The sequence below is a fragment of the Sporosarcina sp. FSL K6-6792 genome (assembly GCF_038004885.1).
Classification (GTDB): Bacteria; Bacillota; Bacilli; order Bacillales_A; family Planococcaceae; genus Sporosarcina; species Sporosarcina psychrophila.
Genome location: NZ_JBBOSA010000001.1, coordinates 3,164,543 through 3,186,238, shown reverse-complemented (window position 1 = coordinate 3,186,238; position 21,696 = coordinate 3,164,543). Strand labels below are relative to the sequence as shown.

The window sequence follows — 21,696 nt, the reverse complement described above, 5'->3', positions numbered from 1 at the left end:
AGCGCTGGAGTCTAGACACCACTCCAGATAAAAACTTATATTTTCTTTTACATGTGTTGATTAACCAAAAACAACCAGTAAATAACTAAATCCAACACTAGGCGCTTCGTGTACAATTACTTTGGATCGCTTTGGATTGAACGACCTCTATACGATTAACGAGATATCTTGATGTGTAGGAATACGACTTCGTCGCATCCCTACACATTTTTTTCGGTAATCGTATGGTGCTTATTCATCCGTCGCTCTCCAAATGTATACGTACACGAAGTGCTAAAACTTTTTGGGACGAAAGAATAGCGGGGCTTCTTAGCTGGATAATAGCCACCAAAGATTCAATTTTGGCGGCTGAAGCCTTCTCCATAGTCTTGTCTTTTTTAGTTAAGAAAGAGTCACTTTCTTATAGTCCATCGCATGATAAGGTGCATACTCTTTACTAATAGTAAGCAAGGAACACCTTGTACAAAGTACTAAAGTGCCCGAAATTGTATCTTCGGGCACTTACAACCTTTCTAAAGAGTCATCTAATCTTTTTTTCAAAAGTAGCTGTATTTTTCACTTAAACGTTGTAGGAACGCGACAGGCAACTAATCGTAACAGAATTACTGAAAAGAGTGTGGCTAGGAATGACGAAGTCATTTCTAGCCACACTCTCCCCTCGGTAAAGTTGTCATGACTATTTCGCTGAAAGCGGACCGGAAATGATCAAGTGAAAATGGTGTTTTTCAAGCCTTTCTTACCTGCTCTTAATGCAAGAAAGTGGTTAATCAACAGACGTGACTTTCTTTCACTATACAAACCGCCCTTTCGTTTTCTATCCATTAGAAATCAAAAAGGCGGTTTTCTTTATTTACTTTCTTGCTCTTTTACGAAAGTAACAAACTTATCAACGACTAAATCCAAAAACTTGAGTGTGCCTTCGTCTGTCAGATAACCATCTTGGAACTTTTGTCCGGCTGAGCCAATGAATATTTCATTTCCCGCAGGAGGCAGTGTAGTTGCTTGGATACTCCCTAATACTTGTCGCAAGTGCAATTGTGCTCTAACCGTCCCTAACACTCCTTGAGAAACTCCCATCGGCAATACCGGTTTACCTGCTATCGGCTTGTCCACTCTGGATAGCCATTCCAATGCATTTTTCAAAACGCCCGACATGGACCAGTTGAATTCAGGTGTGCTAATGAGTACAGCATCCGCATCAGCAACCATTTTCTTGTAGTTTTGTACTTTCTCAGAAGGTGACTTTTCCTCATCCTCATTGTAGAACGGCAAATTTCCGATATCCGCAATTTCTATTTCGAAAAGGTGACTGTATCTCTTTTCAACCGTTTTTACTAACTGCATGTTGAATGAATCTTTTCGTAAACTCCCGACAATCGCTACAATTTTCATCAAGTTCTCTCCTCTTTTTTACATATTCCATTCTTTAACATGTATTCTACACGATACCCACGATTCACATCTATCATTCGACTCAACTTTGCAAATTAAATTTCTTCCCTGAAAACTTTTTAGTGTTTCTAAGGGTAAGTATAGTAAGAGCAACAAAATACCGTTGTTTTGGAAGGAGTGAAACCCGAGTGGAGATAGAAAAATTGATACGAAACATACAGACCGGTGACAAAGACTCGTTTCGCGAATTTTACGAAGCATATGCAGACTACGCAATTCGAACGGCTTCTGCTATTACGCGCAACCGTGAAATGGCCAAAGATGCGGTACAAGAAACGTTCATCCGCGTCTATCGGCAAATCGGTAGCTACAACCCTGAATTGCCCTTTGACCCGTGGTTTTACCGGATTTTAATGAATGAATGTCTTCGTTACCTAAAGAAAGAGTCCCCTCTTTCAAAATTTGAACATCCCGACTTGGAAAATGACCCATCTCTTGCCGAAGAATCTTTCAATCAGCTATCCGATTTATACGATACGATTCAATCGCTTGATGACATACACCGAATTCCAATCATATTAAAGTATGTGAAGGGCTTTACCGAAAAAGAAATTGCGGACATTCTAGGGTTAAATCACAATACAGTAAAGTCACGGTTGTTTAAAGGTAGAAAACGACTAAAAGAACAGTTAGACCCGACGAATAAGGAGGAGGGATCACAATGAGTAACTTCGACGAACGAGCAAAAGAGGCTCTCGATAAACGGACTGAACAAGAAACGCTTGGTCTAAAAGATGAAATATGGAACGGTCTAGAAAAAGAACTATTCAGCGAAGAGAACGTTAACAGAGGAGATGTGAAGAAAATGAAAAAGAAAAATCGTGTAATTCCAATTATCATTACAACTGCCGCCGCCCTTGTCATCGCATTCAGTTTACAAACGGATACAGGAATGGCATTCATGAAAGGTATTAAAGACATGTTCGTCCCAGAAAAGGAAATTACTCAAAGCATTGAAGGACAGGACGAAAAAACCGACGTTAATTTAAATGAAGGTGGAAACTCCGAGTACATCATCTATGTCGATGAAACACGCTATAAAATGATCAACGGCAATAAAGCAGACGTCATTACAACAATTGAACCCCTTCCAGAAAAGTACCCGGAAGTGACAATGGAAATTAAACAAGTAGCTGATCAGAAACCCGAAGATCTCGTTAAAAAGTTTGAAGCCGAGTTAAAGAAAGACTTCCCGGAGCTAAGAGCAGTCGAAACAGTGACAGAACCAGTTGAAGGTTATTTATTACACGGATTGAACGGTAGCGATTGGGATGCTAAAGTTGTTCATGCCTATGTCATCAGCAACGGCAAAGACGGTAGCTACGTCATTACAGAAAACTATTTCCTCGAAGCTGCGGAAGGCCACGGAGCAAGGTTCCACCATATGTTGGAGAGCTTTGAAATCGTAGAATAATACCTTTTTTTGAGCGGGCCGTCAAGAGACGGTCTTTTTTTTTTGAGCGCTTGCATATATTTCACCATACCGTTTTGTCGGTAGGCCCCCTCTGAATTCCGAAATAGATATTGCATCAATATATTTTTCATGCTAAGCTAACTATCAAATCGTAATGATTACGATTTGATAAGAGGATCTGCAACACAAAAACTAAAGGGAGACTATGCTTTGAAAAACAAAAAAAGTTATTCTATATTCCTAATCATACTTACTGTAATTTTACTCTCGGCTTGCTTCGATAAAAAGGACGGAAATGTCCCGACCTCCAAAGCTAAGTCTACTAATGACCTTGTCTTTGCAAGTACAAAAGATATTCGAGACATTAACCCGCATCTCTATGCGGGTGAAATGCCAGCCCAAAACATTGTATTTGAATCTCTGGTAGTTAATACGGATGAAGGGATAAAACCTGCCTTAGCTGAAAACTGGGATATTTCGGAGGATGGTTTAACATATACTTTCTATCTAAGGCAAGGAGTTGTCTTTACAGATGGTGAGCCCTTTAATGCGGAAGTTGTAAAGATGAATGTAGATGCTGTAGTAGAAAACATTGAAAAAAATGCATGGCTGAATCTTGTGGCTGAAATCCAAGAAACAAAAGCTTTGGATAGGTATACATTCCAGTTAACACTGAAGAATCCCTATTATCCTACACTAGAAGAACTCGGCCTGACTCGCCCCTTTCGGTTTATTTCACCCAAAAGTTTTATCGCCGGAACAACAGCTAATGGAGTTAGTAGCTATGCAGGAACAGGTCCTTATGCGTTGACAGAGCATAAAAAAAATCAATATGCCGTATTTATGGAGAATGACAACTACTGGGGCGATAAGCCAAAAATCAAATCTATTAAATGGAAAGTGATGCCCGATCATCAAACCATACTTCTAGCTCTGGAAAAGGTGAAATCGATCTACTATTCGGTTCCGATGGAGATATGGTAGATAACGATTCTTTCAAGGCTCTTTCTGAGCAAGACAAATACAGCACCGCTGTTAGCCGTCCAGTCGGTTCTCGAGCAATTGTCTTAAATTCACAAAAACCGATTACAAAAGATCCAATAGTTCGCGAAGCATTCCAATCTGCGATTAACAAACAAATGATTGCAGAGGGAATTCTAAATGGGGCGGAGCAAGTAGCTGATACCCTCCTTGCACCATCTGTCCCCTATGCAGATGTGAACTTAATAAAACAAGAATATAGTGAAGACAGAGCAAATGAATTGCTAACAAAAGCCGGCTGGAAAATAGGTAAAGATGGGTATCGATATAAAGATGGAAATAAACTTGAGATTACAATTTACTATAACTCCGATAACGCTCAGGAACGGACAATCAGTGAATCAATGCAGAATGATTTAAAACAAGTTGGTGCCAGTCTTAAAATCATTGGAGAAGAGAAACAAGCCTATTTTGACCGACAAAAAACAGGAGATTTCGATTTAATGTATTCTCTATCATGGGGACTGCCTTATGATCCACAAACTTATGTATCGTCTTGGCGAGTGCCTTCTCATGCCGATTATCAAGCACAAGTAGGGCTTGAGAAAAAGGAATGGCTGGATCAAGTCATCACTGATCTTATGAGTGAACAAAGCGAAGATAATCGTAAGCAAATGTATAAGGATATCTTAACGTATATTCACTCCGAAAATATTTATATACCATTAACCTATTCCGTAACAAAGGCCGTTCATAGTAAGGCGCTAAAAGGAGTTGATTTTAATGTCTCACAGTACGAAATTCCTTTTGAAAAAATGTACTTCGAAGAATAAAATCAAACGATCCTTTGATAGATAAATGTATTGAAATAAAGTATCCCATTTAATCCGCCTTCGCTCAGTTTATATAGATATAGAATTCTCACCGTTTATGCTTTTATAGTTAGAGGATTGGTCGGGGATTTTACTTGATAAAATATCTTGTTAGGAGAAATATCCTTGAAAATATATCTATTAAAACGTGTGCTAGCTATCATTCCAATTATCCTTGGCATTTCGTTTTTAGCATTTGTACTGATTAACTTACGGACTAGTGATCCGGCAGAAATTGCAATGCGAGTAAACCAAGTTACACCGACAGATGAAATGATAGAGGCAATGAGAATTGAACTGGGTCTTGATAAACCCTATTTAGTCCGGTATTTTTCATGGCTCGGAAATAACCTTCAAGGGGACTTTGGTAACAGTTATGTAACGCATGAGCCAGTTGCTGATCAACTGGCAACTGCACTGCCGGCAACTCTCCAGCTCGCGTTCATTGCGTTAGTTATTATTCTTTCCTTCAGTATTATAATCGGCATGCTGTGCGCGATTTACGAAGGAAGCATCGGTGATAAAGTGATGCGCGCATTGATTTTCATCTCCACAGCCATGCCAAGTTTTTGGATAGGAATTCTTCTTATCTGGCTCTTTTCTGTCAAGCTGAATTGGTTCGACACTAGCGGTATGGAAAGGCCAAGTTCTGTTATTCTCCCGGCTGTCACGCTGTCTTTAGGATTTATTTCAACTTATGTCCGCCTGATTCGAAACAATATGATTAAAAACAAAAGTGAAAACTTTGTACTTTATGCTAGGGTTCGTGGCTTAAAGGAAAGTACAATCACCAGAAATGTCTTTAAAAACTCTCTTCAAATTTCCATGACCGCCATAGGAATGTCGATTCCTAAGCTGATTGCTGGAACGGTTATTGTCGAAAATGTTTTTGCTTGGCCAGGTATTGGACGATTATGCGTTACTGCAATCTTTAATTCGGATTTCCCAATTATCCAAGCTTACATATTAATTATGGGCATGCTGTTCGTTATATGTAATCTTCTAGTTGATATTCTTAATACAATGCTTGATCCACGCATGAGAAAGGAATTATAGTATGAATGTTTGGAGACGTTTAAAGACTGATAAATTGGCCATTCTTTGTTTATCATTGTTACTTTTGGTTATTACTGCCGGTATTTTCGCTCCCATTCTTGCACCTCATAATCCGTTAGAAATGAATATCCTTCAGAAATATGCAGGAGTCAGCCAAACCTACCCATTAGGAACAGACCAATTAGGACGATGCATTTTATCCAGACTTTTATTTGGAATTCGTACAACCGTCTTTTTCGCTTTGGTTACAATGTGTATTACGATTACGATCGGAACATTGCTTGGAATTATTTCAGGGTTCTTCCGTGGGAAAGTAGACGAAATTATTATGAGGTTTTGTGATATTATGCTATCTTTCCCATCAGAAGTCATGATTTTAGCGATTGTAGGGGTCCTTGGGCCAGGCTTGTTAAATGTGGTAATTGCCAACATCCTTGCCAAATGGGCTTGGTATACACGTATGATCCGATCAGTGGTTATTCAATATATAGACAAAGATTATATTCGCTTCGCTAAAGTATCCGGTTGTAGCACAGGACATATTATGAGAAAACATTTACTTCCTGGTGTATCAGGCGAAGTAGCGGTATTTGCGACCCTTGATACGGGATGGGTTGTTTTAAATATCTCAGCACTCTCCTTCCTAGGTTTAGGAGTACAGGCACCGACACCAGAATGGGGCATGATGTTAAATGAAGCGAGAAACGTAATGATTACCCACCCAGCACACATGCTTGCTCCAGGACTTGCAATTGTAATCGTCGTTGCTGCGTTCAACTTCCTTGGCGACAGCTTACATTCAGCCATAAATCCTAAACACTTTCAGATGAAAAAGAAAAGGAGTCGCTTGAATGTCTTTACTAGAAGTAAAAAAGCTATCCGTTATTGACACGAGAAGTGGGCAGCAGATTGTACAAGATTTAAATTTCACTCTTAACGAGAACAGCTGCCTCGGAATTGTAGGTGAAAGCGGAAGTGGAAAATCAATAACCGCAAGAGCAATCCTCGGTTTAACTTCCCCATGGTTAGATGTTACGGGTGAAGCCATTTTTAATGGAATGAACTTAATCGGACAATCAAACGGGGTGATGAGAAAAATCCGGGGACAACAAGTCTGTATGATTCTTCAAGATGCAATGACAGCTTTTAATCCACTCAATACTATCGGCAGACAAATGAGTGACACATTTCGCGAAAACTTAGGGGTTAAAAAGAAGCTCGCTATAGACATGGCAAAAGTTGCGTTGCATCGTGTACATATCCATCATCCTGAGCAAGTTTTGAAGATGTATCCACATCAGCTCTCGGGAGGGATGCTACAGAGAGTAATGATTTCTATTGTGATTATGATGGAGCCGGACATCATAATCGCTGATGAGCCCACAACAGCAATCGACTCCATAAATCAACGTGATATTGTAGAGCAATTCAAGTTGCTACGCGAACTCACAGGCACTTCGATTATCTTCATTTCCCACGATTTAGGGGTTGTTCAATATTTGTCCGATGAATTGCTAGTCATGCAAAATGGAAATTGTCTAGAATACGGAAAGACTAAGGAAGTCTTTTCCTCCCCGAAGCATGATTTCACGAAGTACTTAATCAATACCCGATTGAGCCTAACAGAGCCGTTTCAGCAATCTATGACGCCGGGATTATTATCATGTTTGTAAACGTTGAGAACGTATCAAAAAGCTATAATAAAGACGGCGGTCTTTTTATAAAGTCTAAAATCAAGGTTTTGAGCGATATTAGCCTTCAGATTAAAAAAGGCGAATGTCTAGGGTTAATTGGTGAAAGTGGAAGCGGTAAGAGTACGCTGAGCAAAATCATTCTTGGTCTAGAGAAACCAGGTCGGGGCAGAGTAATGTTTGAGGGAGAACCTTTTTCTAGATGGATTAAGAAGAATAAAGGGAAAATGAGTGTAGTATTTCAAGATTACACCTCGTCTGTAAATCCACAATACACAACCCGAAGTATAATTGCAGAACCACTAATTGCTCTAGGAGATAATAAAAATCTAGATGAACGGATCGCTGAGCTCCTATCTAGAGTCGGGCTCCCACATACAATGATCCATAAATATCCGCATGAGTTGAGCGGAGGACAACTTCAGCGTGTTTGTATTGCACGTGCCATTGCAACTAAGCCTAAATTTATTGTTCTTGATGAGGCCATCAGTTCCCTGGATGTTTCGAGTCAGGCGGAAATTCTTCAGCTACTACGTGATATTAAGGATGACATGAATATGACTTACCTCTTTATAACTCATGATCTTCAGGTCGTCGCTAATATTTGCGATAGAATTCTTTTTCTATATCAAGGAGAAATTGTTGAGGAATTAGAAAGCTCCAATCTACTACTTGCAAAAAATGATTATGCGAAGAGGTTACTAAATTCAGTAATGCTATTTAATGTTCCGTGATTGCATCGCTTAAAAAGCCTGGGGTAATAGAATAACGACAGCGTAACGGGGATGGGTGATACACCATCCTCTTTTTTATGTTCATTGCAAAGAAATAGCGTGTTTCGATGCATAATCGCAGGGTTCAAAGGGTATAGTTTAACTATATAGCCTTTTCTAAGAGGGTCATTCTATAGGTGGTTTTGATAAGGGGGTTGAAACGAGATGGACTTATTCTTAGTCGTAATAGACGTACTCGTCGTTATGTCCTATATCTTACTGATTGCTTTAATTTCCCCGACTATGATGCGATTTATCAAGAAACGAAACTACGACATATTTTTTCAATTGTTACCTGTTGTATCAATAGTTTTTGCGAGTAGCATTATCATTTGCATTGGTTATGGTGGTTTTAAAGAAACTCTTTTTTTCCAGTTAACAAGCATCATCTCTCTTCTATCTTTGTTATCCCTGCTGTTCTTGACGTTGATAATGAAAAAACTATGGAAAGAGAACTATGAAAGATTAATAACTTGGTTAGTCTCTATTCGTATAAAAGAGATACGTTTTCTGAAAGCCAAGTAAGGCAAAGGAGTAAGTAGTCTATTATCGCTTTCGAATTGTAATCAGATAAAATAAGTATACGTTTGTCTACAACCTTAGATACGACTATTAATTAGTCGTATCTTTTTTTATATTTTTGTCTCTTACTATACTCATTCTCAAGTGTATGAATCACAAAATCTTTTCTGCAAAAAGTATTGCTTAAACCCTTTTGGATGATCTTCAATTACACCGAAAACTTCATAGCCATTTTTTTGATAAAATTCAGGAGCTTGAAAACTAAATGTATCTAAGTGAATAAGCCTACATCCTTTTGCCTTTGCGAGACTTTCAATTTTTTCCAATAAGATACTCCCATAACCTTCTTTCCTAACACTTTCATCAACCCACAAAAAGTCAATATGCATATGATGCCAAAATATATCTCCAGTAATTCCACCCATTACTTCTCCTTTGTCATCCTTTATAACGAAGCTAATACTTTCCCTTGAGGTTTTAAGTTCGTTTGGGAGCTGTTCCATATTATATTCTATGACCTTACTTCTTATATAGTCGCTATCGTCTTGATTCCATTGTTCAATTATCTTCATACTTTTTATTCCCCCTTTTTTTAGTAACTCTTGCTCAGGTTAATTCAATAATTTTTGGATTTCGGAACTTGTTTCTACTGTTTTCGTACCTCATTCCGTAAAAAGTGTTGCCAATCAAGTTAACTTAATCATTGTTGATGAAAGAAATGAATTATTTATCCACCTAAATGTTTCGTACAATTATAAATAGTGCAATCCCACTTGTTCTCAACGTTTTTAAGAATAGTTATTGACGCATTTTCGATGTATGTACTTGGAAATTTTTCTGGCAGCAAGCATTGTAACGTCAGACCTATTAAAGCCCCGTGGCTCACTACCAACACTCGCTTATCTGTATATGTAGTCAATGTTTCTTCTAAAAATTCGCATCCCCTATTCGATACATCTTCAAATTTCTCCATACCGAGGTCCAATTCTCTCCAATTATTCCCCCATTTATTAATTTAATCCACTATATACCCTACTTTTTGCAAGATTTTTAACGTTGTATAGTTCAAACTTGGTAAAGAATTTAAAGGGAAATACGATAGCTCTATGCTTTCCTCGTCTTTTGTTAGTGTTCCAGTAACTTCTGTTGCTTTGTAAACAGCAGTTGCATTATATATCTCGTCACCATGTGGAAATTTAAAATATAATTCTTTGCCAGAAACCACTCCCAAAAGTTCTAGTTGATTTGCTACAAGACCAGTTTCTTCAAATAACTCCCTTTTAGCGGTCTCTTCAAATGTATCCCCCATCTCCATACCACCACCAGGAATACCCCAATCTTTTGTATCTGAACGTAATTGTAGTAATAATTCATTTTCCATATTCATTATGATTATTGCTGATCCCGGGGCAATAATAGGTTTTGTTCCTATGAATCCCCTTAAATACTTTATGTAGTTCATGACATTCTCCCTTTTACATAAACTCCGGATCTATATATGTGAAATAAAGAACCCCATTTAATTCGCTAGGGCGCCTTCACACAGTTTAAATAGTCTTTCATTTGTTTAACATATCTAAGTCAATTTCATGTTTATTTATTTTTAATTAGAATGATCAATCTTCAAAATGATCCCCCTATATTATTTACTTTTTCATTCAAAAGTCGGCAAAAATGTTTCGCTTAATTCTCTCCGAACACGCGTAATATGCTCTTCCATTAGTTTCTTCGCTTCCTGAGCATTGCCCGATGCGATTGCTATATAAATCTCCTTATGTTCCTCGAATGTATCCTCATAGCGATCCTCATCTAAAAACCGGTGTTTCCGTGTCGCACGAATTGTATCCTCCATTCGTTCAGTCAGCGTTTGGACCAAATTAATAAGTAGTTTATTCTGCGTAGCATAGACAATTTGCAAATGAAAATGCAGATCAGCCTGTACCCCCGCTTCTGCATCTTGCCCGGATACAGCCATTTGTTCTAGTGACTGACGAATCTTTTCCAAGTCTGCTGAAGTTGCTCGTTGTGCGGCAAGAGATACCGATTCAACTTCCAACGCACGACGCAGCTCCAACATTTCATAGACCAAATTGTTTTCGGCTTGAATAATTGTAGTTGAAAGTGCATCACTTACTAACTGAACTTCAGACGTTTTGATGAAACTCCCCCCGCCTTGTCTGATTTCAATAGCACCGCTAATCTCTAATGCCTGAAGTGCCTCTCTCACAGACGTCCTACTCACACCAAACCGACTTGCCAATTCTCTTTCCGGCGGCAATTTATCACCCGATTTTAGTTTTCCATTTAAAAAGAACTTTTCTATCTTTTCAACAATAACTTCGTAGGTCTTTTTCTTCTGCAGATTCAACGATTTCCCCCCTTACATCGAACCTCTTTCGTGACTTTAACGATATCAATTAAATTTGGAATAATCAATATCCCGAAATAATCGTTGCACTGTTCAGATTATTAGGTATAATGAAAAGTGGTTGGACCAAAATTCAAAATTTCTAATTACATAAAATATTGGTATGACAAATTAGTTGATTAAGGAGAGAAAATATAATGAAAACTTCTACAGTAAATATAGTTGAAGCGTTAACAAAAGTACTTAAGGACGAGCAGGTAACCATCAATGAAACCGTAAGAGAGCTTCATGGCAGGGATGAATCGTATCACGCGGCAGGACTTCCTGACATTGTTGTTTTCCCAGAATCGACTGAAGATGTTAGTAAAGTAATGATAGTATCGAAAGAATACCAGGTTCCGGTCATTCCATTCGGTCTCGGTTCAAGCCTGGAAGGACATGTAATCCCTTCAAAAGGAGGAATCACGATTGACTTCTCGCTGATGAACAAGATCATCGAAGTTCGAGAGAATGACTTTCTCGTTAAAGTACAGCCTGGTGTAACCCGTACACAGTTAAATAAAGAACTGAAAAAGCACGGGCTGTTTTTCACTGTCGATCCGGGAGCGGATGCAACACTAGGTGGTATGGCGGCAACAAATGCAAGTGGAACAACGACCGTCAAATACGGCGTCATGCGTGATCAAGTCCGTGATTTGGAAGTTGTGATGGCCGATGGAACCATCATTCATACTGGAAATATGGCCGCGAAGTCTGCATCTGGCCTTCATCTTAACGGTCTGTTCGTAGGATCTGAGGGCACGCTTGGTTGCTTTACGGAATTAACACTACGCGTATACGGAATTCCAGAACACGTCACAGCGGCCCGAGCTTCCTTCGCTACTGTCAATGACGCGGTCGAAGCTGTTGTGTCCATTCTACAGGCTGGTATTCCGATTGCACGGGTTGAATTAGTCGATGAACCATCTATAAAACAGGCGAATCTTTACAGTGAAACCAACTATAAAGAAAAACCAACACTATTCTTAGAATTTCATGGGAATGAAGCAGGATTAAAACAAGACGTTGACTTCACAAAAGAAATTGTTAAAGACCATCATTGTGAAGACATCGAATTTGAAACGGACAACGCGGGACGCAACAGACTATGGGAGGCGCGGCATAATTTAGCCTATGCCTTCATCCACGGCTATCCGGGGAAAAAGATGATGGTAACGGATGTTTGTCTCCCGATTTCAGAGTTAGCAGGTGCCGTTGAACATGCACGCGAAACGGTCGAGTCGCTAGAATTGACCGGAGGAATTGTCGGTCACGTAGGCGATGGTAACTTCCATGTACTGCTGATGATGAACATGAACGATGCAGAAGAAGTTGCGAAAGCCGATGAGTTGAATGAACGAATCGTCATGTATGCGCTTGAGCGTGGTGGCACTTGTACTGGAGAACACGGGGTTGGGATTGGTAAACAGAAATACCAGGAACGGGAGCACGGTGCTGCACTTCTCGTTATGGAAAAAATAAAAAAAGCACTTGACCCAGACAATTTATTGAATCCAAATAAAATCGTGAAGATGGACTAGGGAGGATATCTACTATGAAAATACTTGAAACACTTAGCACAATTGCAGGGAAATATTTTGCCTTTTGGGTTATCGCAATTGCCGTCATTGCCTTTATGGTTCCAACACCTTTTTTAGGCTTAGGTGGCTATATTACGATTTTACTAGGTGTCGTCATGTTCGGAATGGGACTGACGTTAAAGCCCGTTGATTTCAAAATTGTCCTGACAAAACCGCTACCCGTGATTGTCGGTGTTTGCGCTCAGTTCATCATCATGCCCCTAGTTGCATTCGCATTAGCTCACTTGCTCAAATTGCCCCCTGAATTGGCGGCGGGCTTAGTGCTTCTCGGGTGTGTTCCAGGCGGTACGGCTTCCAATGTTATGGTCTATCTTGCGAAAGGAAATCTTGCGTTGTCAGTTGCAATGACTTCCCTTTCCACTTTATTGGCTCCAGTCGTCACACCACTTTTATTGCTTTTACTTGCGGGACAATGGCTACCCGTTGATCCAGTTTCGATGTTCAAGTCAATCGTCCAAGTGATCATCATCCCAATTATATTAGGGTTTGCCGTCCAAAAGCTTTTCCCGAAAGCTGTCGAAAAAAGCATTTCGATTGTACCACTCATTTCAGTAGCGGCGATTTTAATCATCGTATCAGCCGTCACTGCCGCCAATGCGGATAATGTTGCAAGTTCAGGATTCGTTGTTTTCATCGCCGTTTTCCTTCATAACGGATTCGGTCTACTACTTGGCTATTTGACAGCAGTAATGCTCGGCCTGAACGAAAATGATCGACGGGCCATTTCCATTGAAGTAGGCATGCAAAACTCTGGATTAGGCGTGGCTTTGGCGACTGCTCACTTTAGCCCGCTTGCAGCACTGCCGAGCGTTTGGGGCGCGATCTGGCATAACATTTCAGGTCCAATCCTCGCCACGATCTGGTCAAAGAAACCGATTGTTGAAGAGAAAGATGAACCCGATGATACACCGGAAGTTACGGTTTTAACTCCTTCCGAGAAATTGTAAGAATGAACATAGGACTTGTTTTGACTTAGTATCTTTATTATAAGGGTGCAATGACTTGTTATCACCGGCTCCATGGTTGTTATCACCGCTATAGGATAAGTTATCACCGTCTTGGAGCAGTTTATCACCGCTACGAACGGGGTTATCACCGCCATAGTCAAAAAACACCGCAAGAAAAGGGGTTTTCTCAAAAGTCGAGTTTTCGACCAACGAGAAACCCCCTTCTTTTCTGTATAATGTTAATATATACAAAACAAAGAGTGGGAGTCGATTGTCTATGTTAAAAGAACGTGTGTATTATGCAGATCCATATTGTAAATCGTTTACGGCTCAGATTATAAAAGCGGCACAAGATGCAGAAGGAAATCACTATGTCGTGTTGGATAATACAGCGTTTTATCCGACAGGCGGCGGTCAAACGCATGATACGGGGACATTAAATGGTATTCAAGTACTTAATGTAGAGGAAGTAGAAGATGAAATTCGCCATACTTTGGCTGAAAGTCTCGGTTCTGCAACCGAAGTAGAGGGCGCTATCGATTGGCAGCGGCGCTTTGATCATATGCAACAACATGCAGGACAGCATATTTTATCAGCCGCGTTTGTTGAACTGTTCGAGTTTCCAACAGTAAGTTTCCATTTAGGTAAAGAAATTGTGTCGATTGATTTGGAGATGGAGGATGTATCTCCAGAGCAATTGGAGGCGGTGGAAAAATTAGCGAATGACATTATTTCAGAAAATAGACTGATTGAAATAAAATGGATAACTGAAGATGAGCTTCATCACTATCCCCTTCGTAAGCAACTAGCAGTGACAGACGAAATTCGACTTGTCATTATCCCTGATTTTGACTATAACGGTTGTGGTGGTACACATCCAAGTACAACGGGACAAGTAAGCGCACTGAAGATTTTATCGACAGAGAAGCATCGAGGTAAAGTACGCGTGTATTTCGTTTGCGGCGGACGTGTATTACAACAATTGCAACGAAAAAATCAGGTGTTAGCGGAAACGTCCAGATTATTAAGTGCGCCGGAAGATGGTATTGCGGATGCAGTACAAAAGTTATTAGAAACGAATCATTCACTTGAAAAATCGTTGTCAGATACGCAAGAAGCACTTTTAGCATTTGAAGCGCAAGCATTATTGAAGCAACAGGAAAATGGCGTTGTGAAAGCACTCTTTACAGATAGAACTGTCCAGCAATTACAGAAACTTGCCCGACTTCTTGTGACTAAAGCAGATGAAGTAATTGTACTTCTCGTTGCTGAAAGTGATAATCGATTACAGTTTGTCGCGGCTCGAGGAGCTTCTGTAGAAACAAGCATGAAACAAATCGCATCTGCTACACTTCCCCTGATTAACGGAAAAGGCGGCGGGAATGATGCGTTTGTCCAAGGTGGCGGTGAACGATTGGTATCCGCAGAGGAGTTACTGACTGTAATGGAAGACTCATGTGACGAAAACTAAGGTATATGAAACTTTGGTGAAATCGAAACGTAAATAGAGAAAGGGGTGATTATTTTGAAAAAGTATCTGATCTTTATCATTAGTTTTGCAGCGTTGTATACGCTATTCCAACTTTCATCAGGAGCAATTCTTACAGCTTTCTATAAGCCGGATATATCTTTAATGCAATCTACATTGAATCAAGAGGTCGTATTTGGAGGGACTTCTACTATTCCCTTATTATTCATCCTCCTATCCTCCACAATTGCCTACTTCCTTTCGCAGAAACTAGGTAGAACTTCAAAAGCTTCTGATGAACTTGTAAATCCTTGAGTTGGTGCCAATCTACAATGAATCATTCTTGATTCTTTTTAGTACAAGCACTAAACTATGAAAGCATCACTATTAATAAAGTTAATCTTCAATCAGAGGGATGTCTTGATCCCCCACTTATTCTTCTTGTGTCCTTGAAGACTTGAAGTGGGGTCTTACTGCCCGTTAATGCGGGATAAACAATTCCATAGAAATAACAGGAGGTACTATTAATGCATAAAACAGAAGAAATTTTAGAAGCTAAAAATTACATTCTTAGTAAAACAAAAGAAGTTCCCGAAATCGGAATTATCCTAGGTTCTGGATTGGGCGGCCTTGCCGATGAGATAGAAAACGGAGTTGTCATTCCATACGAGGATATTCCTTTTTTCTCGAAATCAGCTGCAGTTGGTCACGCAAATGAATTAGTTATCGGGCGTTTAGAAGGTAAAACAGTCGTGGCTATGAAAGGACGTTATCACTTCTACGAAGGCTATTCTTTAGACGAAGTTACCTTCCCTGTCAGAGTGATGAAAGCATTAGGTATAGAAAAACTAATTATCACGAATGCGTGTGGAGCGGTAAATACTGACTTTAATCCGGGCGAGTTAATGCTAATTACAGATCATCTTAATTTAGTTGGCATTAATCCATTGATTGGTAAAAACAACGATGATTTAGGAACGCGCTTCCCAGACGTTTCTGAGGTTTATAATCGCGAAATGAGAGAAATAGCGTTAAAAGTAGCGCGTGAGAATGACATTACATTAAGAGAAGGCGTCTATGGTTGGTGGAGTGGTCCTATTTACGAAACACCTGCTGAAATCCGTATGATTCGCATTTTAGGTGGAGATGCAATTGGCATGTCAACAGTGCCTGAAGCAGTTGTTGCGATTCATTCAGGGCTGAAGGTATTAGGAATATCTTGCTTAACGAATATGGCATGTGGGATTCTAGATGAACCATTAAGTCATGAGGATGTCATAAAAGTTGCTGCTCAATCTCGAAGTGCATTTGTACATTTAATTAAAAACGTCTTGCAAGAGATTTAAAGAAATTAATAAATACGAAAAGCCTTCTGAGAAACACTCCCAGAAGGCTTTTCACATACTTATTAATAGACTTCAAAGTTCTGACCAGTTTGTAGGCCAAAGACACTTTTTTCAAAAGCAAGAACTACACGCCTTACAGGTACTGCATCAAACCCTTGGAAGAGGGTGCCGAATTTGTGTATCGACTCTTGTAACACATTTGGACTTACGCTATTAATGCGAATTCCTCTTGGCATTTCAATAGCCGCAGCTTTAACGAATGCCCTGACGCCGCCGTTTGCCAGAGCCGCTGATGCTCCTTTCGTGATTGGATCATCCATCATAATCCCCGTCGTTAACGTGTAACTCCCACCATCGTTCATATTATCAAAACCTAAAAGCACTAGATTGACTTGCCCTTTCAGTTTGCTATCAATCCCGACGTCATTCAACTCGGGTGTCATATCCGTAACTGCGTCGAAATGAGCACGACCTGCTGCATTAATCACCGCATCAACTTTGCCAACCTGTTCATACATCTTTTTAATGCTCTCTACTGACGTAATATCAACAGATACATCGGCACCATTTCGTCCCGCACGAATGACCTCGTGATTTTTCTCCAGTTCTTTAGTAATCGCATTACCAATCGTTCCACTTGCACCTACGACAAGTATTTTAATATGTAGCCCCCCTTTTTAAAGTATCTAGCTTCAATTAGTTATTGTTCCATCATACTTATCAAATGCTCTACTTATGAAAAATACCCCAAATGAATTTTCTTTGTTCTTAAAAGTGCCTCACCCAAAATACTTCACACCAATCTGTATTATTAGGAGTACGGTTACGATACGTAGTAGTGGTTTAACATGCTCTGTTTTCAATTTACGTGCGAGTCGAACACCAAGTTGTGCACCACTTATCGAACCAAGCATTAATGCAATTGTGAGTGGCCATATTATTTTCCCTGTCGAAATATAACTGATTGAGGCACCGAAACAGCTTGAAAAAATCATGATACGAGACAAGCCGACTGCCCTCAAGTAAGAAACTTTCAATCGAGCATATAAATACAATGCTAACGTTCCGCTACCCGGACCAAAAACGCCGTCGTAAATGCCAATTCCATACAATGAAATGGCACTTTTTTTAGTGGCACGAAAGGATTCATTACCGTCAAAATCCGCTTTTCCAAGAAATGATGAGATGAATGCGAACGTTAATAGTATAATCGCGATAACAATCATCCATTCTTCTTTCAAAAAGGAAGCGATAACTCCGCCTGTAATTCCTCCAGCAAGACTGATTGGAACAACCGTAAATGCTTCTTTGACCGTTACTTCTTTATTTTTATAAATCACAAGAAAACTTGAAAATGAGCTCACTGTGTTTGATACTTTATTGGCCCCAATTGCTGAGTGAACTGGCAATCCCATCAGCAGCATGGCCGGCAAACTGATAAGTCCTCCACCTCCTGCTAATGTGCCAAGTGTTGTTGCAGCAAATCCGATGAAATAAAGCAAGATGTATTCCATATAGCATCCTTCTTTCAGTGAAAACCTCTATATGACTAGCATATTCAACCTAGGTCCATAAGTAAATTCAATTGTATGAATGAAAGTACATTCGAAAAACGAATGAGCTAATATATATGTTGAACAAATGAATACGGCGTATAAGCTTTACAAGCGCTTTCGAGAAGCCACTGAAAAAATCCCAATAATTGGAATGAAATAGAAATCCTACGAATACCGCTTCGACGCTTTGTGGATGCCTCCCGCGATAAGCGAGAAAGAGCTTTTCATTATCTGCGATGAAATCTTCAACCTGGAGTGTGTCTTTCTTGAATATAATTAGTAGCAAAAAGTAATCACATTATATACACCCCAAATCACATTTCTCTCGATAATGAACAACCTAGCGCAGGCGCGGCAAAGGCATCCCCAAAGCGCAAAGCGTTCTACAATCCACACCCCGAATTACGACTCTCTCATTATTGAGCACTACAGCAGATTCAATGGGATTCTTTAATTCAACATATATAGTTCTCAAAATACACGCTGGGGCTGTTGCTCCGTAACAACAATGAATGTACATGGAATGAAAAATGCTCCTTCCGATTTATTCGGGGGAGCATTTTTCATTCCAGTTAGTTAATCAATAAGCGCGACTGAACCACACAGTATATTTTGCTGCTGTTCTACAATTGATGCATGTTGACTTTGTAGCGGGTGGATTGAATGGGATATTACGCGTCGTGAATTTTGTTTTTTCTTTCACTTGTTTTTCACAGGCGTCATCTCCACACCAGCCCGCAAGGATCCAACCTGGGATTTCTCCATTTTCTGTCGAGTCAGCAATATGTTGCGTTAATTGCTCGAGTGAATCGACATGCGTATGGGAATGCTTTTCACGGAAAGCACGTGCTTTGTCCAATAAGCGAGTTTGCATCGTGTTAAGTGCACCTTCAATGCAGTCAGCTATAGTTGGAAGATCAACAGCTATTTTTTCTTCTTCATCGCGCGCTTTTATTATCGCTTGGTTATTTTCCAAGTCACGTGGCCCTAATTCAACTCGAACCGGCACACCTTTCAGTTCCCATTCATTAAATTTATAACCCGGTGATTGATCAGAATCATCCAAACGTACGCGAATCCCTTTGGCTTTTAATGCCGCATAAATCGTATCAAGTCTTTCTATAATTTCAGGATTTTTCTTCCATGGCCCTACTGGAATTAATACAACCTGCGTCGGTGCGACACGTGGCGGCAATACAAGCCCTTGTTCATCGCCATGCACCATAATAACAGAACCTATCAATCGGGTAGAAGTCCCCCAAGATGTCGTATGGACAAATTCATGCTTATTTTCTTTATTTAAATACTTAATATCAAATGCTTGCGCGAATTTTGTTCCTAAATAATGTGAAGTTCCTGCTTGAACTGCTTTTCCATCCTTCATCATTGCTTCAATGGAATACGTATCCACGGCTCCTGCAAAACGCTCGGAAGGTGTCTTTTGACCATCATATACTGGAATCGCCAGCAACTCTTCGACAACTTCTTTATAAATGTTGAGCATTTGCATCGTTTCAGCACGTGCTTCTTCTTCATCCACGTGAGCAGTATGCCCTTCCTGCCATAAAAATTCAGACGTCCGAATGAACGGTAGTGTTTTCTTTTCCCAACGGAAGACGTTCGCCCATTGGTTAATTAACACAGGAAGATCTCGATAGCTTTTAATCCAATCCGAATAAAGATGCCCAACCATCGTTTCAGACGTTGGTCGAAGCGCTAAACGCTCTTCTAGCTTTTCACCTGCAGCTTCGGTAACCCAAGGGAGTTCTGGTGAGAACCCTTCGATATGATCCTTCTCTTTTTCAAAAAACGACTCTGGAATAAGCATTGGAAAATAGGCATTTCGATGCCCCGTTTCTTTAAAACGTCTATCCATCTCGGCTTGGATATGCTCCCAAATTTCATAGCCATCCGGTTTGAATGCAATGCACCCGCGAACTGGCGTGTAGTCCATTAAATCCGCCTTTTGAATCGTGTCGATATACCAGCTTGTAAAATCATTTTTCTGTTGATTGGTCATTAATTTCCCCTCCTAAAATAATAAAGAAATCCTTCGGTTGCCTGAAATCTAGACATCAAAAAAGCACAAAGTTGCCCTTATAATAAGGACGTCTTTGTGCTGAATGGACGTGGTACCACCTTAGTTTAGCCTAAATCAATTGCGCCCCGGTGTAATTGCGTCCAGATTTCGAATTGCATGTGCGCAATTCAAAATCTGTGACATCCGCCGGAGGCTTTAACTTAATTCAGCTGAATTAAGTTAAATTCAAGCCCTCTAAAACGTTTGGTAACGAAAACGACTCGGTTATGTTGTCATAACATCTCAGTGGTAGGTTTCGACAAGAAGCGGTGATATAGCTCTCAGTAAGTCGCTATACTTTCTGGTTCACAATTCTTGTCTACTTGGTCACGTCAAAGATTTCATATTACTTTTAATATATCAAATACTCACGGTTCATACAACTTCAATGAATGTCGACAGGCACGGGAAAATTATTTGGGCAAATTCGGTCGTAAATTTTGCATATGATACCCATCGAGTTGCCTCTCACAATGTAGATGAACTCTGTTTTGATTTAAGATTAGATTTATTGAGCTATTATTACTTGTCATGCTATACTAAATGGGTATTTAATTGAGAATGATTTTCATTTGAAGTTCAAAAACTTCATATACTATCTAAACATAAAGGGGATTATCAGATGAGTCAGCAAGAAGGGAAAAATGTGGTTGAACAAAACATTATAGACCGAAGAACAATCAAATCTTTTAAAAAAGATCCGATTAGTGCTGAAGTAATCATCGAGCTGCTAAATGTCGCGAAATGGGCACCGAACCACAAGTTGACGGAACCGTGGCGCTTTCAATTGTACGTGGATGAAGGAAAAGAACAATTTGTTCAGGCCTACATTGATTCGCAGCCGAAAGTAGATGGCGAAGTTTCAGAAAAAGTGAATAGAAAAGCACAATACTTCCGGGATATACCCGTTCATCTTGTAGTCGTTATGCCTGAAGATCCCCGCCAAAGAAGATGGGATGAGGATTACGGGGCAGTTTCCTCACTAATTCAAAACTTCCAACTTGCGGCATGGGAAAGGGAAATTGGCATGATTTGGCGTACTAACGATTGGGTATACGATCCGGCATTCAGGGAGGCCATCGATGTCCTACCTGGCGAAAAAGTAGTAGCGACGTTGATGATCGGCTATCCTAAACATATACCAGAAGCTCAACCACGCACGGATATTCGCGAGCTTATTACGATCATTAATAAGTAATTTTTCGAATTAGAGACTATATATGTTGAATTAAAGAATTCCATTGAATGGCTTCAGCTACCCCTGTTAAGGCGCCTTCGCTCAGTATATATACCGGATTCAACATGTATAATTATATTCAAGAAATCAGCAATCTAGGTTGCTGATTTCATCACAGCTAATGATATGCTCTTTCTCACATAGACCATCCAGCGAAGGCGCGACTTCGTGGTAGCCGGAGCGATAAGACTGAAAGCGGTCTTCTTTCTGGCTTATCGCGGGAGGCATCCACAAAGCGCCAAAGCGGTATTGGTAGGAGTTCTATTTCATCCTTTTCAGTTGCCTTCTAAAAG

24 protein-coding genes are annotated in these 21,696 nt (G+C 40.0%); 15 read left to right on the top strand and 9 right to left on the bottom strand.

Annotated features, from left to right (window positions below; translation table 11 throughout):
• Positions 1-846: 846 nt before the first annotated feature.
• Positions 847-1,392: an NADPH-dependent FMN reductase gene (locus MKZ26_RS15570; RefSeq protein WP_067213654.1), complete on the bottom strand. Its 546-nt coding sequence runs from the start codon at positions 1,390-1,392 to the stop codon at positions 847-849.
• Between the two features lie 188 nt (positions 1,393-1,580).
• Here MKZ26_RS15570 and MKZ26_RS15565 point away from each other — a divergent pair, with 188 nt between their 5' ends.
• From MKZ26_RS15565 to MKZ26_RS15525, 9 genes are all read left to right on the top strand, one after another.
• Positions 1,581-2,117 carry an RNA polymerase sigma factor gene (locus MKZ26_RS15565; RefSeq protein ID WP_231885741.1) on the top strand — a complete coding sequence of 179 codons (537 nt, stop codon included), beginning with the start codon at positions 1,581-1,583 and terminating at the stop codon, positions 2,115-2,117.
• Positions 2,114-2,866: a hypothetical protein gene (locus MKZ26_RS15560; RefSeq protein WP_340766713.1), complete on the top strand. Its 753-nt coding sequence runs from the start codon at positions 2,114-2,116 to the stop codon at positions 2,864-2,866. Before MKZ26_RS15565 ends, MKZ26_RS15560 begins: the two co-directional genes overlap by 4 nt.
• Before the next feature lie 210 nt (positions 2,867-3,076).
• Positions 3,077-3,850, top strand: coding sequence for an ABC transporter substrate-binding protein (locus MKZ26_RS15555; protein ID WP_340766712.1), 774 nt, complete (start codon positions 3,077-3,079; stop codon positions 3,848-3,850).
• Positions 3,844-4,680 (top strand): ABC transporter substrate-binding protein, encoded by an 837-nt coding sequence (locus tag MKZ26_RS15550; protein ID WP_340766711.1) that lies wholly within the window; start codon positions 3,844-3,846, stop codon positions 4,678-4,680. Before MKZ26_RS15555 ends, MKZ26_RS15550 begins: the two co-directional genes overlap by 7 nt.
• A gap of 165 nt (positions 4,681-4,845) precedes the next feature.
• The gene (gene opp1B / locus MKZ26_RS15545) at positions 4,846-5,775 is read left to right on the top strand and encodes a nickel/cobalt ABC transporter permease (RefSeq protein WP_340766710.1); all 930 of its coding nucleotides are present in this window, start codon (positions 4,846-4,848) and stop codon (positions 5,773-5,775) included.
• Position 5,776: 1 nt separating this feature from the next.
• On the top strand, positions 5,777-6,664 hold the full coding sequence (gene opp1C, locus MKZ26_RS15540) for a nickel/cobalt ABC transporter permease (protein ID WP_067213657.1): 888 nt from the start codon (positions 5,777-5,779) through the stop codon (positions 6,662-6,664).
• The gene (locus MKZ26_RS15535; RefSeq protein WP_340766709.1) at positions 6,627-7,448 is read left to right on the top strand and encodes an ABC transporter ATP-binding protein; all 822 of its coding nucleotides are present in this window, start codon (positions 6,627-6,629) and stop codon (positions 7,446-7,448) included. The genes opp1C and MKZ26_RS15535 overlap by 38 nt, the downstream gene beginning before the upstream one ends.
• Positions 7,439-8,200 carry an ABC transporter ATP-binding protein gene (locus MKZ26_RS15530; RefSeq protein WP_340766708.1) on the top strand — a complete coding sequence of 254 codons (762 nt, stop codon included), beginning with the start codon at positions 7,439-7,441 and terminating at the stop codon, positions 8,198-8,200. The genes MKZ26_RS15535 and MKZ26_RS15530 overlap by 10 nt, the downstream gene beginning before the upstream one ends.
• 204 nt (positions 8,201-8,404) lie before the next feature.
• The gene (locus MKZ26_RS15525; protein WP_340766707.1) at positions 8,405-8,764 is read left to right on the top strand and encodes a hypothetical protein; all 360 of its coding nucleotides are present in this window, start codon (positions 8,405-8,407) and stop codon (positions 8,762-8,764) included.
• Positions 8,765-8,901: 137 nt separating this feature from the next.
• On the opposite strand, the gene MKZ26_RS15520 is transcribed toward MKZ26_RS15525, so the two are convergent.
• The 4 genes from MKZ26_RS15520 to MKZ26_RS15510 form a co-directional block, all read right to left on the bottom strand.
• A complete protein-coding gene (locus MKZ26_RS15520; RefSeq protein ID WP_340766706.1) occupies positions 8,902-9,333 on the bottom strand; it encodes a GNAT family N-acetyltransferase in 432 nt (143 codons plus the stop codon).
• Positions 9,334-9,488: 155 nt separating this feature from the next.
• Positions 9,489-9,776, bottom strand: coding sequence for a histidine phosphatase family protein (locus MKZ26_RS22375; RefSeq protein ID WP_445683460.1), 288 nt, complete (start codon positions 9,774-9,776; stop codon positions 9,489-9,491).
• The gene (locus MKZ26_RS15515; RefSeq protein WP_340766705.1) at positions 9,777-10,223 is read right to left on the bottom strand and encodes an NUDIX hydrolase; all 447 of its coding nucleotides are present in this window, start codon (positions 10,221-10,223) and stop codon (positions 9,777-9,779) included.
• Positions 10,224-10,415: 192 nt separating this feature from the next.
• Positions 10,416-11,129, bottom strand: coding sequence for a FadR/GntR family transcriptional regulator (locus tag MKZ26_RS15510; RefSeq protein ID WP_340766704.1), 714 nt, complete (start codon positions 11,127-11,129; stop codon positions 10,416-10,418).
• Positions 11,130-11,326: 197 nt separating this feature from the next.
• Here MKZ26_RS15510 and MKZ26_RS15505 point away from each other — a divergent pair, with 197 nt between their 5' ends.
• Together MKZ26_RS15505 and MKZ26_RS15500 are read left to right on the top strand one after the other, a co-directional pair.
• Positions 11,327-12,709: an FAD-binding oxidoreductase gene (locus MKZ26_RS15505; protein WP_340766703.1), complete on the top strand. Its 1,383-nt coding sequence runs from the start codon at positions 11,327-11,329 to the stop codon at positions 12,707-12,709.
• A gap of 14 nt (positions 12,710-12,723) precedes the next feature.
• Positions 12,724-13,716: a bile acid:sodium symporter family protein gene (locus tag MKZ26_RS15500; RefSeq protein WP_340766702.1), complete on the top strand. Its 993-nt coding sequence runs from the start codon at positions 12,724-12,726 to the stop codon at positions 13,714-13,716.
• On the opposite strand, the gene MKZ26_RS15495 is transcribed toward MKZ26_RS15500, so the two are convergent.
• Positions 13,693-13,926, bottom strand: coding sequence for a hypothetical protein (locus MKZ26_RS15495; RefSeq protein WP_340766701.1), 234 nt, complete (start codon positions 13,924-13,926; stop codon positions 13,693-13,695). The genes MKZ26_RS15500 and MKZ26_RS15495 overlap by 24 nt on opposite strands.
• A gap of 67 nt (positions 13,927-13,993) precedes the next feature.
• Here MKZ26_RS15495 and MKZ26_RS15490 point away from each other — a divergent pair, with 67 nt between their 5' ends.
• From MKZ26_RS15490 to MKZ26_RS15480, 3 genes are all read left to right on the top strand, one after another.
• Entirely contained in the window at positions 13,994-15,187 is a 1,194-nt protein-coding gene (locus MKZ26_RS15490) for an alanyl-tRNA editing protein (RefSeq protein ID WP_340766700.1), read from the top strand.
• Positions 15,188-15,241: 54 nt separating this feature from the next.
• On the top strand, positions 15,242-15,499 hold the full coding sequence (locus MKZ26_RS15485) for a hypothetical protein (RefSeq protein ID WP_340766699.1): 258 nt from the start codon (positions 15,242-15,244) through the stop codon (positions 15,497-15,499).
• Between the two features lie 212 nt (positions 15,500-15,711).
• A complete protein-coding gene (locus MKZ26_RS15480) occupies positions 15,712-16,530 on the top strand; it encodes a purine-nucleoside phosphorylase (RefSeq protein WP_067213671.1) in 819 nt (272 codons plus the stop codon).
• A gap of 62 nt (positions 16,531-16,592) precedes the next feature.
• Here MKZ26_RS15480 and MKZ26_RS15475 read toward each other — a convergent pair whose 3' ends face one another.
• From MKZ26_RS15475 to proS, 3 genes are all read right to left on the bottom strand, one after another.
• Entirely contained in the window at positions 16,593-17,192 is a 600-nt protein-coding gene (locus MKZ26_RS15475) for a short chain dehydrogenase (protein WP_340767667.1), read from the bottom strand.
• 117 nt (positions 17,193-17,309) lie between these two features.
• Positions 17,310-18,044 (bottom strand): sulfite exporter TauE/SafE family protein, encoded by a 735-nt coding sequence (locus MKZ26_RS15470; RefSeq protein WP_340766698.1) that lies wholly within the window; start codon positions 18,042-18,044, stop codon positions 17,310-17,312.
• Between the two features lie 622 nt (positions 18,045-18,666).
• A complete protein-coding gene (gene proS, locus MKZ26_RS15465) occupies positions 18,667-20,106 on the bottom strand; it encodes a proline--tRNA ligase (RefSeq protein ID WP_340766697.1) in 1,440 nt (479 codons plus the stop codon).
• A 682-nt stretch (positions 20,107-20,788) separates the two neighbouring features.
• Between proS and MKZ26_RS15460 the strand changes: the two genes are divergently transcribed.
• The gene (locus MKZ26_RS15460) at positions 20,789-21,364 is read left to right on the top strand and encodes a nitroreductase family protein (RefSeq protein ID WP_340766696.1); all 576 of its coding nucleotides are present in this window, start codon (positions 20,789-20,791) and stop codon (positions 21,362-21,364) included.
• Positions 21,365-21,696 lie beyond the last annotated feature (332 nt).

Coding starts and splice junctions, on each gene's coding strand:
- MKZ26_RS15570 (WP_067213654.1), bottom strand. CDS start 1,392: ATGAAAATTGTAGCGATTGTCGGGAGTTTACGAAAAGATTCATTCAAC.
- MKZ26_RS15560 (WP_340766713.1), top strand. CDS start 2,114: ATGAGTAACTTCGACGAACGAGCAAAAGAGGCTCTCGATAAACGGACT.
- MKZ26_RS15550 (WP_340766711.1), top strand. CDS start 3,844: ATGGTAGATAACGATTCTTTCAAGGCTCTTTCTGAGCAAGACAAATAC.
- opp1C (WP_067213657.1), top strand. CDS start 5,777: ATGAATGTTTGGAGACGTTTAAAGACTGATAAATTGGCCATTCTTTGT.
- MKZ26_RS15535 (WP_340766709.1), top strand. CDS start 6,627: ATGTCTTTACTAGAAGTAAAAAAGCTATCCGTTATTGACACGAGAAGT.
- MKZ26_RS15530 (WP_340766708.1), top strand. CDS start 7,439: ATGTTTGTAAACGTTGAGAACGTATCAAAAAGCTATAATAAAGACGGC.
- MKZ26_RS15525 (WP_340766707.1), top strand. CDS start 8,405: ATGGACTTATTCTTAGTCGTAATAGACGTACTCGTCGTTATGTCCTAT.
- MKZ26_RS15520 (WP_340766706.1), bottom strand. CDS start 9,333: ATGAAGATAATTGAACAATGGAATCAAGACGATAGCGACTATATAAGA.
- MKZ26_RS15515 (WP_340766705.1), bottom strand. CDS start 10,223: ATGAACTACATAAAGTATTTAAGGGGATTCATAGGAACAAAACCTATT.
- MKZ26_RS15505 (WP_340766703.1), top strand. CDS start 11,327: ATGAAAACTTCTACAGTAAATATAGTTGAAGCGTTAACAAAAGTACTT.
- MKZ26_RS15500 (WP_340766702.1), top strand. CDS start 12,724: ATGAAAATACTTGAAACACTTAGCACAATTGCAGGGAAATATTTTGCC.
- MKZ26_RS15490 (WP_340766700.1), top strand. CDS start 13,994: ATGTTAAAAGAACGTGTGTATTATGCAGATCCATATTGTAAATCGTTT.
- MKZ26_RS15480 (WP_067213671.1), top strand. CDS start 15,712: ATGCATAAAACAGAAGAAATTTTAGAAGCTAAAAATTACATTCTTAGT.
- MKZ26_RS15470 (WP_340766698.1), bottom strand. CDS start 18,044: ATGGAATACATCTTGCTTTATTTCATCGGATTTGCTGCAACAACACTT.
- proS (WP_340766697.1), bottom strand. CDS start 20,106: ATGACCAATCAACAGAAAAATGATTTTACAAGCTGGTATATCGACACG.
- MKZ26_RS15460 (WP_340766696.1), top strand. CDS start 20,789: ATGAGTCAGCAAGAAGGGAAAAATGTGGTTGAACAAAACATTATAGAC.